The sequence below is a fragment of the Achromobacter sp. genome (assembly GCF_050285585.1).
Classification (GTDB): Bacteria; Pseudomonadota; Gammaproteobacteria; order Burkholderiales; family Burkholderiaceae_B; genus Achromobacter.
This window is the reverse complement of the sequence record NZ_JBLZXF010000039.1, coordinates 4,677-18,301: the sequence shown is the minus strand read 5'-3', so window position 1 is coordinate 18,301 and position 13,625 is coordinate 4,677. Positions and strand designations below refer to the sequence as shown.

Genomic DNA, 13,625 nt, shown 5'->3' with positions numbered 1-13,625 from the left:
AATGCTCATCGTCTTCCATTCCATGACCGTGGCTGATCAGATCGTCGCAGCCATCGTGGTCCTGGCCAACTTGGCCACCGCCGCTCGCCTGTTCGGTTACCAGCGCCACGGCGCGCGATATCGCGTTTGGGCGGCAGTGCTGGCCTACCTGCTCATCATGTGTACCGGCGGCCAGGCCCTGGATGTGCTGTTCAACCAGGTGCCCGTCACCCTCTGGCAGGCCGGCGTGGCCGTCGTGCTGGCGGTGCTGGTGTACCGCGCGCGCGGCAACGTTGCCCGCATCGTGAGGCTGCAATCATGAGCCAAGCTCCGGAATACACCCGGCACAAAAATTTCCTGGACAACAACCCGGACCGTACGGACCACGGCGCGCTGAATCGGGAATTCGATGACGTCTCGGTGAGCATCAACGCGTTGCGCGTCAACCAGGCGCTACTACAGGCCGACGACGGCACGCTCAAGGCGGCCACGGTCGGCGTCGAGCAGTTGACGCCCGACGCACAGGCGAACCTGTCGCGGCCCGGCCCGCAGGGGGATCAAGGCGTCCAGGGTATCCAAGGGGTGCAAGGTGTGCAGGGCACGCAAGGCCCTGTCGGCGCCTCTTTCAACGCTGACGCGCGAGACATCGCCGCCAACCGCGGGGTCTACGACGCCCAGGGCAAGGGCTTCTCGTTCCTGGCCATAGACACCGGACTGTTGTCGTTCAAGCTCTCGGCGGCTTCGGGCGACTGGTCCGCTGGTTTCGTTTTCGGGAAGGGCGAGCAGGGCATCCAAGGCATCCAGGGCGTGCAAGGCGTCCGGGGATTGCAAGGCCTGCGTGGCATCCAGGGCATTCAAGGGATCCAGGGAATCCAAGGTATTCAGGGCAACCCGGGCGTGGTCGACTATTCCAAGGTCATCCGCAACGATGTCACAGCAGACCAGTCGCTGCAGGGCGCGCTATCCGCGCAGTCGTTCTCCGGCGCCATGAGCATCGCCGCGCCGCAGGTGGTCTTCACCGGCTATCAGTTCCGTCTGATCCCCGACAACTCTCGCCTGCGCCTGGACGATGGGCAGAACACGCCGACCTTGCAGTCGCTGCAGCTGGCCACGGTGGTCACCAATGGCACGGGCGCGGCCAACACAGGCGTCAAGCTGGCCAGCGGCGCCGACATCGGCACCCTGTTCGATCCGGCCGGCTCCGCCGCCGGCAAGCTGGCGTCTGTCGACACCACCGCCAAGACCGTCACGCTGACCGGCAAGACGACCCTCACGGCCACGTTGTCGCAGGTCGGCAACCAGGTCGTCCTCACTTTGAGCACCACATGACCACTATTTCCGATCGCTATCGAACGCTTGGCGAACTGCGGCGCCGGCTGCGCGCTCGTCTGGGCTTTGCCGTGCAGGGGCCGGCCGCCGACAACAACCGGGATGTTCTGAACGACTTCCTGCTTGAGGCCCACGAGTTCATCTTGTCCCATGTCGAGGTGTCGGTCATGCGCAAGAAGTGCGTGATCAAGACGTCGGCTGGGTCCTGGCGCTACGACTGGCACAACGATGACGAGGACGAAGACATCGACCCGTCTCGCGTCCTGTCAGTCTGGGTGGTGCGGGGGGATTCCTGGCGCGAGCAGCTCATCCAGGGGATCACCGAGCGTCAGCGCGAGCTCACGGACATGCGGGATGTGCCGGAGCGGTATGACACCCTGAACGGGCAAATGGAACTGTGGCCGATCCCGGGAGGCCAGTACGACGTCATCGTCGAATACACCCAGTCCATGGGCCGTTTCGAGCAGGACGCGGACCGCCCCAGCGTGCCGGGCCGTCTGGTCTTCCTGTACGCGCTGTCGAACGCCAAGGCGCACTACCGGCACCCCGACGCCCAGGTGGCGGGGCAGACCTTCAACCAGATGCTGGCGAAGTTCAAATCCGACCAGCACGAGAACCGGCGCTATGTCGCCGGCACGCCGGAGGAATGCGCGCCGCAGGTTGTGCGCACCGCCGACGGCGGCTTCATCCTGGGGCGATAGATGGCCGCGCGCTCAATCACTTTCGACAAGTTCGACCTCGGCATCGATCGGCGCAAGGGCGCCAGCGTTTCGGACGCCAACCGCCTGCTGGAGATGAAAAACGCCTATGTGACCACGGGCCTGGCCACGCAGAAGCGGCCGGGCCTGGTTAAGGTCACGACGCTGGAGCCGGGCACCGTCGGCCTGTTCGCCGCCCTGGGCAAGCTCAACACTTTCTACGGGCAGGGCACGGTGGTGCATGCCGATACTCGCTTCAAGGCCAACAAGGTGGCACACCCCAGCGGCGAGCGGCCGCTGAAGGATGTCTGGTTCGCTGACGTGTTCAACGCGTTCATCTACGCCTCGGTGGAGTATCAGGACGGCTCGGTCAAGCACCACTACTTGGACGGCACGGCGACCACCGCAGTTACCGACGCGAACTGCCCGCACAGCAAACCGGTGATCAAGACGGCATCGCGGATCTTCGCCGCCGGCGCCGACGGCTCGACGGTGCGCTATTGCGCGGCCAACAAGCCGCGGGACTGGACGGCCTCCAACGACGCCGGCTTCCTGCCGACCGGCTTGCAATTCAGCGGCGACCGAAATGCCAATGCGCTGGGCCTGTACCAGGCAAACCTGGCCGTGTTCGCCCGAGACGGCGCGCAGATCTGGGAGGTGCAGAACGTCGATCCGTCCACTATGAAGCTCGTCGACCGGGTGGAGAACGTCGGCACCAGCTACGCCAGAACCGTGCGCAACGTCTCCGGCGACCTGTATTTCCTGGCCGACTTCGGCTTTCGCTCGATCACCACGCTCCAGTACACCAACAACCTGGCCGACGTGGACGTCGGCAGCCCCATCGACTCCCTGGTGGTGCCCGACATCCGCCAGTCCAACGCCGTGCCGAAGGCCTTTTTCCACTACGGCACCGGCCAGTACATCTGCGTGATCGGCAGCATCCTTTATGTCTACTCGGTGTCGCGCACTGCCAAGATCGCGGCCTGGTCGCGCTACTACATCCCTTTCAGGGTCGACGCGTTTGCCGAACTCAATGGCGAGTTGTATTTCCGCAACGGCGATGACATCTACCGATTCACTGCGGATGCTCACGACGACGCGGGCACGCCTTTCGAGGTGCTGCTGCAGCTGCCGTATATGGATCTCAAGGCGCCGGGCCAGATGAAGCGCATCCTGGGTGCGGACATCGTGATGGAGGGGGAATGCACCTTCTCGGTGGCGTTCGACGTGCGCAACCCCGACGCCTATACCCCACCGGTGCGTGTGCGCGGCAATACGCGGCCGGCCGGCGTCATCCCGGTGGAGTGCAGCGGCACCGAGTTTTCACTGATCTTCCGCAACCTGTCCAGCAAGCCCTTCCGGCTGGACGCCGTGACCCTCTATTTCGAATCGCTGGGGGCCGTATGAGGTTGACGTTTATCCAAGGTGCGGAGGCGCTGGAGGCAGAATTCCCCCAGTTGCTGCCGATCTTCGAACGGCTGCCGGAAGTGCCGGAGTACCGCCCCGCTCAACTGCTCGATTTGGCTCGCCGCGGCGCCGCGCACATTGGCCGCATTGAGGACGACAGCGGGGCGCTGGTTGGCGCGATGGCCTTCGAGTTCATCTACTACCCGGGCGCGCTCGCCGTCAACATCATCGCGCTGGCTGGCGAACGGCTCGACGAGATCGCGGCCGATCTGTTCGGCAAGTTCAAGTATTTTTGCCGGCTCGCCGGCGCGGACATTGTGGAGGCGCGGTGCGGCGAGGCGATGAGCCGAATGCTCCAGCGCTATGGCTTTGGTAAGGCGTACAACGTGGTGCGCGCGGATCTAGGAGAGTGACATGTCAGGTGGCGGCGGTGGTGGTGACGGCGGGGCCCAGAAGATGGAAGACCAGCGCCAGCGGCGCGTGCAGGCTGCTGTTGACGCGATCAACGGCATCTTCTCCGGTCGAGGCAACTCGGTGGGCATCGGCGCCGCGTCTTCCTATGACCCGTCTCGAACCTATTATTTAGCCGACGGCTCACGTTTCGTGGCGCCGACGAGCAAGCAGGCGATCCAGGAATGGTCAGATTATCCCGGGTCCGGCGAAAGCACCGGATCCGCCGGCTTTACCACGCGCTATGTGGATGCGCCTGATCAGGCAGAAATCGACCGCCTGCTGCGCTCCGGCCAGCTCTTTACCGGTGTCGGAACGGCGAACGGTCAGGACCGCAGCGTCCTGTACAACCAGCAACGCAAGGCCGTGACCGATCTGAACCGCCGCGACGTCGACCGGCAGTTCCTGGACGCGGAGCGCGCCAACCGCTTCGGCCTGGCCCGCGCCGGCCTGTCGGGCGGCTCGGCCGACATCGACAGCAACGCCGAGCTGACGCGCCGCACGAATGAAGGCCTGATCAAGGCCGCCGGCATAGGCGACCAGGCTGCGGCCGACCTGCAGACGGCCGACGAGCGCAGCCGGCAGAACCTGATTTCCATGGCGCAGTCGGGTATCGACACCGGCCAGGCCGCCCAGATGGCGCTGTCCCAGTTGGACGCGAACTCGGCTAACGCCGCGTCCGCGCGTAGCGGTGCGACGGTGGGCAACCTGTTCGGCGATCTGGCGCAGGCCTACCTGTATGGCCAGCAGCAGCAGGGCGCGCGCGCCGGCGCGGCACCATACCAGCAGTGGATGCCGGGCACGAACGGAAACCCGCGCAACAGCTACCAAGGCTCGTAAGGAGCAGCCATGTTTGGAATCGCAGCTCTCATCGCCACGATCGCTGGCGCGGCCCTGCAGCAACAAGCGGCATCGGACGCTAGGCGCAATCAGCAGCGCCTGATCCAGGAGAACCTGATGCGCCAGCAAGGCTTCCAACGTGAGGCCGAGCAGGCCGCACTCGATCGCGCCAAGGATTTCGCGCCGGAAGTGCGCGAGGACAAGCAGAAGCAGCTGGAGCAGGAAGCGACTCAGCAGATGATCCAGCCGGTGGAGCAGGCCGCGCCAGCCATGCAAGATCAGTCGGCGGTGCAGGGCAACGTGTCCGCTGATTACACGGCTGGCCGCGCCAAGTCGCAGGCCGAGCAGCTGCGCAACGCCAACGCGCTGGCCAGCATTCTGGGAAAGATCACCGGCGCGGGCCGCCTGCGCCAGAACGAGGCGCTGGGCATGGCCGAAACGGGCCAGCTCATCGACCGACTGAAGAGTTTCTCGCGCGGGTCGCAAGGCGCGGCCGACATCGGGATTTCCCAAGCTGGCACGCCGAACGGCGGCGCGATGCTGGGAGGCGCAGCCTTGCAGGGGCTGGGTGCGCTTGGCATGTCCGGCGCGCTGGACGGCATCGGCAAGGGCGTGAAGGTGGGCAACGCTTGGACCGGCTTGGGCAATACCGCTACCAATGGCCAGGGCCTTTTTGTCGGTACTGGTCCCTTCCCGAAATGATGAGGTGAGGTATGAACGGCAATTTCGCGGCAGGCATGATCCCGGGTATGACCAACGCAATCAGGGCACTGGGCCTGGGCCAGAACGTGCGCGAGCAGGCTCAACTGCAGTCTGGGTTGATGTCTGCGCAGGCAGCCAAGGCTGGGCAGGATGCGATGGAGGGCGCCCGCCTGGCAGGCCTACGTCAGGATCCCAACTATCTGGCTGAACTGGATGCGATCCAGAAAGGGATCGGCACCTTGTTTAAGGGTGGCTTTGACGTCAACAAGGCCCCAGGCGGCGCGCTGGACCTGCAAAAGCTGGGCTGGAACCAGCAGGTGCTTGGCAATATTGGAAATCCCGGTATGGATCGCAGCAAGATCAACCAAGGCACTGCCGTCCTCGCCGGCAAGACTTACGAGCCGTTCGCGAACATCGGAAATACGGGTGTCGGGTATGACCAGGCTACTGGCCAGGGTGCTGTAATAGACTCTGGCTTGCGTGCCTTGTTCGGCGACAAGGAAGGCACGACGCCGTTGATGCGTAACTTGGCCGCGGCTGGGCTGCAGCCGGGGACGAAGCCCTATCAGGATGCCATGTTGGCAGGGACCAAGACCGGCACGACGGTGAACGTGGGTGGCGAAAGGGCATGGGACAACGAAAGCGCCAAGCTCTTCGCCAAACGGTACGACGATCTCACGACGCAGGCACAGTCTGCGCAGCAAATGATGGGCATGTACGACCTAGCAGAGCAGGCGCTGGCCTCTGGGGTGCGTACCGGCGTGGGTGGTGAAGCTGAACTCAACCTGCGCCGCTTCGCTCAGTCCATCGGGGTCGGCGATGCAGACAAGGTGGCCGGAGGGGAACTCGTGCGGGCGATCCAGAACCGCATGGCGCTTATCATGCGCTCCCCAGACAGTGGCATGGGCATGCCAGGCGCTGTGTCGGACCGTGACCTTGTTTTCCTGCGCGATGCGCAGATTGGCCTGGACCGGACGCCGGAAGGCAATCGCAAGATGTTGGCAGCGTTCCGAGCGCTTGAGCAGCGCAAAGTCGATGTTGCGCGCCTGGCCGACGAATACATCGCCGAGCATGGTCGACTGGACTTCGGCTTCAACCGTGCCGTGCGTGACTACGCCGCCGCAAATCCGCTGTTCAATGCGCCGGCCGCGGGCAGCACCGAGCCAGCGCAGCGCACGGTGACCCGCCGTGGCAAGGTCGATGGCAGGCCTGTCGTGCAGTACAGCGACGGCAGCATTGAATTCGTGGAGTAGGGCATGGCGACGATCGACGAACTCACCGCCTACACGAAAGACCAGCGCGTCCGGCGCTTTCTCGACGCCATCGGCAGCGCCGAGGGCACGGACACGCACGGCTACAGCACGGCGTTTGGTGGCGGAAAGCTCGAATCGCTTGCCGACCACCCGCGCCAGTTGCACGACTTCACGCAGACGGACGGCACGCCGAACAAGACCAGCGCCGCTGGCCGATATCAATTCTTGGAACCCACTTGGAACGACGTGGCGGGCAAACTCGGATTGAAGGATTTCGGACCCGAAAGCCAGGACATCGCCGCCGTGGAACTGCTGCGGCGCAATGGCGCGCTGCCCGCGGTGCTGGCCGGCGATTACGACACGGCCATCAAGAAATCCGGCGCCACTTGGGCTAGCCTGCCGTCCAGTCCCTATGCGCAGCCCAAGCGCTCGGCTGGCTTCATGGCCAACGCGCTGGACAAGGCCGCCGCCGCCATTTTCCCGTCGGCCCAGGCCGCGCCTGCGCCGGCCAAGATAGACCCCGCGACTGTGAAATGGGACGACGAAATCGACCCCGCCAGCGTGGTATGGGATGACGCGCCGCCCGCAGCGGTGTCGACGCCCAAGACCACCACTGAGATCGCGCCGGATGGCGTCATGACCGTGGGGATGGCGCAGGAGGACCCGACCGAAAGGGGCGCGCCGCCGCCAGAAGAGCGCGGCATGCTGTCGCGTCTCGGTCGCCAGGTGGGCCTGACCGCGCGCGCCGGTGTGACCGGGTTGACCGGGCTGTCTACGCTGGGCACGAATTCGGCCATCAAGGGCATCAACGCGCTTTTCGGCACCGACATTCCACTGGCAGACGTCAACGCCACTCTGTCCGCCATCGGCCTGCCCGAGCCCGAAAACGCCACCGAGCGCGTGGCACAGGATGCTGCTGGCGCTATGGCCGGGGCGGGCGGCGCGATGAAGATCGCGCAGAGCGTTACCAATCCGCTGGTCACGTCGCTCGGACAGCGCATCGCCAACGTCTTCACATCATCGCCGAAGACGCAATTCGCCACCGCCATGACCGGAGGTGCGTCTGCTGGCGCGGCTCGGGAAGGCGGCGCAGGGCCTGTTGGACAACTCATCGCGGGCATCGCCGGCGGCATGGGGCCGGCGCTTGCTAGTGCGGCAACCGCAGGAGCTATCCGGGGAGCTGTCCGGGGTGGCGAGGCGGGACGACAAACGGTTGCGAATAACGTGGAGGCATTCAAGGCTGCTGGCACCATGCCCACCGTTGGGCAGGCCACCGAGCGCCGGCTATGGCAAGGTGTCGAGGCTGGTTTGTCTCAGGCGCCAGGCGGGGCTGGTGTGATGGCCCGCAAAGCCGCCTCACAGACCGATGAAATCGCCGGCGCTGTGCAGAAAATCGTCGGCCGCCTGGCACCGCGCGCCGGTGCAGTAGAGGCCGGCGAATCCATCAGCAGCGGGCTGGAGGGTTTCAAGGCTGGGGTGAAGAACCTGCAGGGCCAGCTGTACGATCGGCTGGACGACTACCTGCCGGCGGCGTCGCCCATCACCGTGTCGCGCACCAAGGAAGCGCTGGCCGCGCTGAATTCCGACATCGACGGCGCGCCGGCGCTGAGCGCCATGTTCAAGAACGGCAAGATTCAGGGCGTCGAGCGCGCGCTGGCCTCCGACCTGAACACCACCACCACGGCCTACGGCGCGCAGGCGGCCCGCAAGACGTCGACGTTGCCGTACGAGTCGATCAAGAAGCTGCGCACGCTGGTGGGCAAGGAGATCGACAACCCCACCTTCGTGAGCGACGTGCCGCGCGACAAGTGGCGCGCGCTTTACGCGGCTCTTTCCGACGACCTGGGCGACGCCGCGCAGAAGGCCGGTCCCGATGCCTACGGCGCCTGGAAGTGGGCGAACAAGTTCAGCAAGGATCAACTGGGCAGGTTGGACGACCTGGCCGCCGTTGCCGGCAAGGACACGCCCGAGAAAATCTTCAATGCGGCGATGATGGGTACCGCCGACGGCGACACGATCCTGCAGCGCGTGGTGAGCGCACTGCCGAAGACGAACCGCCGTGATCTGGCCGCCGCGGTGGTAAAGCGCATGGGCCGTGCCACGGCGGGGAATCAGAACGAGACTGGCGACGTGTTCAGCTCGGCGACTTTCTTGTCGAACTGGAACCGCCTGTCGCCCGAGGCGCGCAGCACGCTGTTCGGGCGGATCGGGGAGACTGGCCTGACGGACGAGCTGATGAATTTGGCCAAGGTGGCCAGCAATATTCGAAGCGGATCGCGGTATCTTGCGAACCCGAGTGGGACGGCGCCGGCAATGGCTCGATTCGGGCTGCTGGGGTCAGGCATCACGGCGCTGGGCACTGGTCGATATGACGTGCTGGCAGCGGTCTTGGGAGCTCCGGTCGGTGCGAATTTACTCGCGCGACCGATGGTGAGTTCGCGATTCGTCAGCAATCTTGCGAAACCCACCGAGGTTAGCCAGCCGTATCTCAGTGGAGGCCTGCAAGTGCTCTTCGGTAATCGCGACTGACGGCATCAGCCGAATATTCGGAGCACGCCCTTTGCCAAGGGGACGAGCAGCCCTTCAATATATGCGTACCCGAATGCGGCCAGAATCAGGAGCGGGGCAATCAAGATGAAAAGGCCGACGATGATGAACCAAGTTTCTCCGGCCATTTTTCGAGCCCCGTCCTTGATCTCCTGCCCCCAATCCGCGAACACGCCGCGATCAGTCTCGGTCGCCTTCCAGATGCGCTGGAGAAAACTCATTCGTCGCCCTCCTCGGTGGTGTGGTTCAGTTTAATCTTGCCAGCGTCGTCGTCGCGCACGAACACTCGCTTCTTTGTGACCTCTGACTTTTCACGCTTGGGTTTTTCCGCCTTCGGGGCTGCACCGATGCCTTCCTTAGGCGCGTTGACGCCAGGAATTTTCGGTGTGCGTGGTCGGTTGATGTTCTCGGCTATCGTGGCCATGGCCTTCGTCAAGGCAGTTTCTCCGCTGCCAATCGGTCGAACCAGCACCGGCGGGTTTACGGCCTGGCGCTGCCTGCCGCCAGCTCGCCCCAGAGGAACTCCAACGACTTCGCTGACTGCATCCACAAATGCGTCGCCTCGGCGTTCCTCTCGGCCCGCTTCAGGGGAGTCGGCAGGTTCGTCATTGCCGATGAGGCCCATCTCCTCACCCATCTCTACGATGTCGCGGACGTGGTCGGCAGCATCTCGCATCTTGCCTTCAGCCATGCTGCGGCCGAAGTTCTGGATAAACCGCATTAGCGCTAGCGTCTCCGGGGACGAGTCCTGGACTCTCCCTGCAAGTTCGCCGATGTAGAACCCCATCAGTTGGATCAGGCGCTGGTGGCTCGCGATGACCGCATCTTTGTGGTCGAGCAAAGCGACAGTTGCTTGCAGGACAGGCTTGAGCTCAGCACCGTCGTCACGTGGCTGGAAGGAGTCTTCTACGCGGCCAATGATCTCCGCATTCATCGATTTTGAAGTTGCAGCGGCCTCTGCCTCCAGGCGGGCGTGGAGGTCCCTCGGGATGCGTAGGGTAATTCTGGTGTAGCGGTCGTCTTCCATCTTGCAATTACACCATTTTCGTGTCGTCAGGTCTTGACACGACAATCGTGTCGCACGATACTTTAGTCACCGACACGATTGTCGTGTCATTTTCAGGAGATTCCATGAAACCGGATTTGCCCCAAAAGGTAGTGGCATTTCGGGCGCCGCCTGATGTCCGCGCCTGGCTTGAAGAAAAGGCCCGTATCGAGTGCCGCACGATCAACTCGCAAGTGTCCTTGATCGTTCGCCTGGCCATGCAGGCCGACCAGCTGAAGCAGGAAACGCGTCAATGAGCGCGGAAAAGGAAAACGCCCCGGGAGGTGAGAGTCCCGAGGCGTTGAATTTGCGGTAGCCACTATTGCCATAGGTGAAACCACGTATGAAAAATACCACACAGGCCCCTGTGGGGCAAGGTTGTGTCGTTCTGACGCACCCCCGGTTCGACCGTCCGAAGGTCGAGAATCCGAAGCATCCCGGCCCCAAACGTGGCTGCTTGAGCTTCACGCGAGCGGCGTACAAACGCCGCGCTTTGCGGGCCGCTGTGAAGCGACTGCCGGAGGCTGTACCGTCGTTTGACCTGAACGATTGCATCCATCGCCTGGCTGACTACGTGCAGATCGTGTTCAAGGTTGATACTTCGGCGGCTTACCGCATTGCGGGTACTGCTGGCGGTGAGTTCATGCGCCAGAAGGCAGGGGGTGTGGCATGAGCAAGCTCATTGTTTCCGACTACCAGGGGGCCGCCGTCAGCTTCACGGACGAGGGATGGTTCAACGCTACCGACGCTGCGGCGCGATTCCAGAAGAACGCCGCAGAGTGGCTGAGGCTGCCGTCGACTGTTACGTACCTGCGCGCCTTGGAACGTAGATACGGGAAAATCCCATATGTAAAAACGAGCCGCGCTCGCGCTGATCGTGGCGGGGGAACCTGGATGCACCCGAAACTAGGTGTCCGCTTCGCTCAGTGGCTGGACGTCGATTTCGCCATCTGGTGCGACGAACAGATCGACCGCGTGCTGCGCGGCGATCAGGCTGACTGGCGCCGGATGCGCCACGAAGCTGCCGCGTCCTACAAGGTGATGGCCGACGCGTTGCAGTTGGTCCGTACCGATGCTGGGAAGGAGTCGGTGCCGTATCACTTCATGAACGAAGCCAAGCTCGTGAACTGGGCGCTGGCTGGGCACTTCCGTGGACTGGATCGTGATGCGCTGTCCAAGCCCGAGCTGGACTTGCTGGCAAAGTTGGAGATCCGCAACACCGTCTTGATAGCAACGGGCGTCGAGTACCAAGAGCGCAAGCGCAAGCTGTACGCCTACGCGGAAGCCTGGAAGATCGCCCATCCGGGCACCCTCAAGCTGGAGACTGTGTGATGGATATTCTGAAACTGAAGATCGTCGGCACGTCGCCCCTGATGATGCACAGCGACCGCTTGGCAAACCCTTTGCTGGCCGACACCAAAGCGCACAAGGCTTTGACCGGCAAGCGCAAGAAGACCGATGACGACCATCTTGCAATCGCCAAGTCCGAGTTCATCAGCGGCGCGTATTTCGACGCAAAAGAGGGCTTTTTCATTCCGGGGCAGAACTTCGACGCGACTTTCCTGGGCGGCGCCAAGCTCCAGAAGCTGGGCACACACTGGAAGCGCGGCGCGATCGTGATGACGGACAAGGCCAAGCTGTTGTTTGACGGCCCGCGCTCGCCGTCCGCGCTGTGGGACGATCCGCGCTTTGTGGACTGCCGCGGCGTGCGGGTTGGCACGGCCAAGGTGATGCGCTATCGCCCGATCTTCCTGGAATGGGCGACCGAGTTGGAATTGGCCTTCAACCCGGACGTGCTGAACCCGGAAGAGGCTCGCAAGGCGATCGAGGATGCCGGCGCGCTGATCGGTGTTTGCGAGTACCGTCCGCGGTTCGGGCGGTTCGCCGTCCAATTCGCGTGAGGTCGCCATGGAAGAATTGACTCTGTTTCCACAATGGCGCCAAGCGGTCAAGGATTTCCTGGATTCCGGCTACAAGCCGGGTGACGTGGTGACGCACGCATGGCTGGAGAACGCATTTGGGATGGACCCGGTTGGGTCGGATGCCCAATTGAGCGCGGCGGCGTTCCAGCAACGCCAGTTCGACTGGCTGCGCAACGTCGAGGCGTTCAAGACCGAACTGCTGGAGCGTCATCAGATTTTGCTGGTCAGCGTGCACGGGGCCGGGTATCGCTACGTGCCGCCGAGCGAGCAGACCGAGGTGGCCCAGGATCGTTTCGAGAAGGATGCCGCGCGGACGTATCGCAAGGCCGCTCTGGCGCTGAAGCACGTGCGGCTGGGAGAACTGTCCGATTCCGAGCGGCAGGCGAACACGGATGCGATCGCGCGACTGGCGATGCTGCGCGGGATGCACAAATCTCTGGAGTAGCGGCCGAGGCAAGGCTCCGCAAGCTTGGGTAAGGCAAGGCGAGGTAAGGCTGGACATGGGCTGTTTTCAGCGTCTGCGTTCTTCTCGGAGGGACGCAGACGATGCGAACTGCGAGGTTGGGTGTGGCCAGGTCGGGCGCGTCAAGGTTGGGCAAGGCGCGGTCTGGTTAGGTAAGGGCTGAAAACAGCGTCCAGCGCCTTCGTTGAGGGTGTTGGGCGATGCGTTTAGCATCATTTGGCGAGTCCCGTTTCGGTCGGCTATGGCTTGCCGAGGTGAGTCACCGCTTGATCTGGCTCGGTTCGGCTAGGCGCGGCCTGGCTTGGCAAGGCATGGGTAGTACAGCCCCTCTTCGGAGGGGCTTTTTCATGCCTTGACGAAAATCCATCAGCGCCAGGCCCGCGCCACAGAATGGCTCATCCCCATTGGAGCCATTCATGGACCTCAAGACGATCACCGAATCCGCCATCAACCCGGCGTTGGCGCTGCTGCCGGCGCGCATGGACACGCCGGCGGCGCGCGTGATGCTGCTGGCCATCGGCCTGCAAGAAAGCCGCTTCGTGCATCGGCGCCAGATCGGCGGACCGGCGCGCGGCTTCTGGCAGTTCGAGAAGGGCTCGCGCGCCAGCCGCGGTGGCGTGTGGGGCGTATTCCTGCATGCGGCGAGCAAGAACCACCTGGCGGCCTTGTGCAAGGCTCGCAGCGTGACTTGTGACCCGGACGCGATCTATGCCGCGCTGGAGTATGACGACGTGCTGGCGGCCGGCGTTGCGCGGTTGCTCCTGTGGACCGATCCGAAGGAGCTGCCGGCCGTCGGCGATGCGGACGCCGGCTGGTCGCTCTATCTGCGTACCTGGCGGCCGGGCAAGCCCAAGCCGGATAGCTGGCCGGACCTCTACCGCCAGGCCGCCGCCGAGGTGCAGCCGTGAACCCGTTCCTGCGCATGGCGCTGCCCTGGATCGGCGGCGCGGCGGTGGTGATGGTGCTGGGCGCGGGCGTGGTGCTGTACGG

Annotated in this window: 17 protein-coding genes; 15 read left to right on the top strand and 2 right to left on the bottom strand. The window is 63.9% G+C overall.

Going from position 1 to position 13,625, the window contains the following annotated elements:
- The first annotated feature begins 1 nt into the window (after position 1).
- The 9 genes from ACN6PJ_RS27480 to ACN6PJ_RS27440 are packed head-to-tail and all read left to right on the top strand — an operon-like array spanning position 2 to position 9,187.
- Positions 2-301 carry a phage holin family protein gene (locus tag ACN6PJ_RS27480; RefSeq protein WP_427998938.1) on the top strand — a complete coding sequence of 100 codons (300 nt, stop codon included), beginning with the start codon at positions 2-4 and terminating at the stop codon, positions 299-301.
- Complete coding sequence (locus ACN6PJ_RS27475; protein WP_427998937.1) at positions 298-1,308, top strand: hypothetical protein; 1,011 nt, start codon at positions 298-300, stop codon at positions 1,306-1,308. Before ACN6PJ_RS27480 ends, ACN6PJ_RS27475 begins: the two co-directional genes overlap by 4 nt.
- Positions 1,305-2,009: a hypothetical protein gene (locus ACN6PJ_RS27470; RefSeq protein ID WP_427998936.1), complete on the top strand. Its 705-nt coding sequence runs from the start codon at positions 1,305-1,307 to the stop codon at positions 2,007-2,009. The genes ACN6PJ_RS27475 and ACN6PJ_RS27470 overlap by 4 nt, the downstream gene beginning before the upstream one ends.
- Positions 2,010-3,413, top strand: a complete 1,404-nt coding sequence (locus ACN6PJ_RS27465) for a hypothetical protein (protein ID WP_427998935.1) — start codon at positions 2,010-2,012, stop codon at positions 3,411-3,413.
- The gene (locus ACN6PJ_RS27460) at positions 3,410-3,826 is read left to right on the top strand and encodes a hypothetical protein (protein ID WP_427998934.1); all 417 of its coding nucleotides are present in this window, start codon (positions 3,410-3,412) and stop codon (positions 3,824-3,826) included. The genes ACN6PJ_RS27465 and ACN6PJ_RS27460 overlap by 4 nt, the downstream gene beginning before the upstream one ends.
- A gap of 1 nt (position 3,827) precedes the next feature.
- Complete coding sequence (locus tag ACN6PJ_RS27455) at positions 3,828-4,703, top strand: hypothetical protein (protein WP_427998933.1); 876 nt, start codon at positions 3,828-3,830, stop codon at positions 4,701-4,703.
- Between the two features lie 9 nt (positions 4,704-4,712).
- The gene (locus tag ACN6PJ_RS27450) at positions 4,713-5,405 is read left to right on the top strand and encodes a hypothetical protein (RefSeq protein WP_427998932.1); all 693 of its coding nucleotides are present in this window, start codon (positions 4,713-4,715) and stop codon (positions 5,403-5,405) included.
- Between the two features lie 11 nt (positions 5,406-5,416).
- Positions 5,417-6,658, top strand: coding sequence for a hypothetical protein (locus tag ACN6PJ_RS27445; protein WP_427998931.1), 1,242 nt, complete (start codon positions 5,417-5,419; stop codon positions 6,656-6,658).
- 3 nt (positions 6,659-6,661) lie between these two features.
- Entirely contained in the window at positions 6,662-9,187 is a 2,526-nt protein-coding gene (locus tag ACN6PJ_RS27440; RefSeq protein ID WP_427998930.1) for a glycoside hydrolase family 24 protein, read from the top strand.
- A 5-nt stretch (positions 9,188-9,192) separates the two neighbouring features.
- Here ACN6PJ_RS27440 and ACN6PJ_RS27435 read toward each other — a convergent pair whose 3' ends face one another.
- Together ACN6PJ_RS27435 and ACN6PJ_RS27430 are read right to left on the bottom strand one after the other, a co-directional pair.
- Entirely contained in the window at positions 9,193-9,426 is a 234-nt protein-coding gene (locus ACN6PJ_RS27435; protein ID WP_427998929.1) for a hypothetical protein, read from the bottom strand.
- A complete protein-coding gene (locus ACN6PJ_RS27430; RefSeq protein ID WP_427998928.1) occupies positions 9,423-10,232 on the bottom strand; it encodes an Arc family DNA-binding protein in 810 nt (269 codons plus the stop codon). The genes ACN6PJ_RS27435 and ACN6PJ_RS27430 overlap by 4 nt, the downstream gene beginning before the upstream one ends.
- A 104-nt stretch (positions 10,233-10,336) precedes the next feature.
- Between ACN6PJ_RS27430 and ACN6PJ_RS27425 the strand changes: the two genes are divergently transcribed.
- The 6 genes from ACN6PJ_RS27425 to ACN6PJ_RS27400 all read left to right on the top strand — a co-directional run bounded on the left by ACN6PJ_RS27425 (position 10,337) and on the right by ACN6PJ_RS27400 (position 13,543).
- Positions 10,337-10,507, top strand: a complete 171-nt coding sequence (locus tag ACN6PJ_RS27425) for a hypothetical protein (RefSeq protein WP_427998927.1) — start codon at positions 10,337-10,339, stop codon at positions 10,505-10,507.
- Between the two features lie 86 nt (positions 10,508-10,593).
- Positions 10,594-10,923, top strand: a complete 330-nt coding sequence (locus ACN6PJ_RS27420; protein ID WP_427998926.1) for a hypothetical protein — start codon at positions 10,594-10,596, stop codon at positions 10,921-10,923.
- Positions 10,920-11,582 (top strand): KilA-N domain-containing protein, encoded by a 663-nt coding sequence (locus tag ACN6PJ_RS27415; RefSeq protein ID WP_427998925.1) that lies wholly within the window; start codon positions 10,920-10,922, stop codon positions 11,580-11,582. Before ACN6PJ_RS27420 ends, ACN6PJ_RS27415 begins: the two co-directional genes overlap by 4 nt.
- Entirely contained in the window at positions 11,582-12,151 is a 570-nt protein-coding gene (locus tag ACN6PJ_RS27410; RefSeq protein WP_427998924.1) for a hypothetical protein, read from the top strand. Before ACN6PJ_RS27415 ends, ACN6PJ_RS27410 begins: the two co-directional genes overlap by 1 nt.
- 7 nt (positions 12,152-12,158) lie before the next feature.
- Complete coding sequence (locus tag ACN6PJ_RS27405) at positions 12,159-12,617, top strand: hypothetical protein (protein WP_427998923.1); 459 nt, start codon at positions 12,159-12,161, stop codon at positions 12,615-12,617.
- Positions 12,618-13,051: 434 nt separating this feature from the next.
- Positions 13,052-13,543, top strand: coding sequence for a hypothetical protein (locus tag ACN6PJ_RS27400; protein ID WP_427998922.1), 492 nt, complete (start codon positions 13,052-13,054; stop codon positions 13,541-13,543).
- Positions 13,544-13,625: the final 82 nt, after the last annotated feature.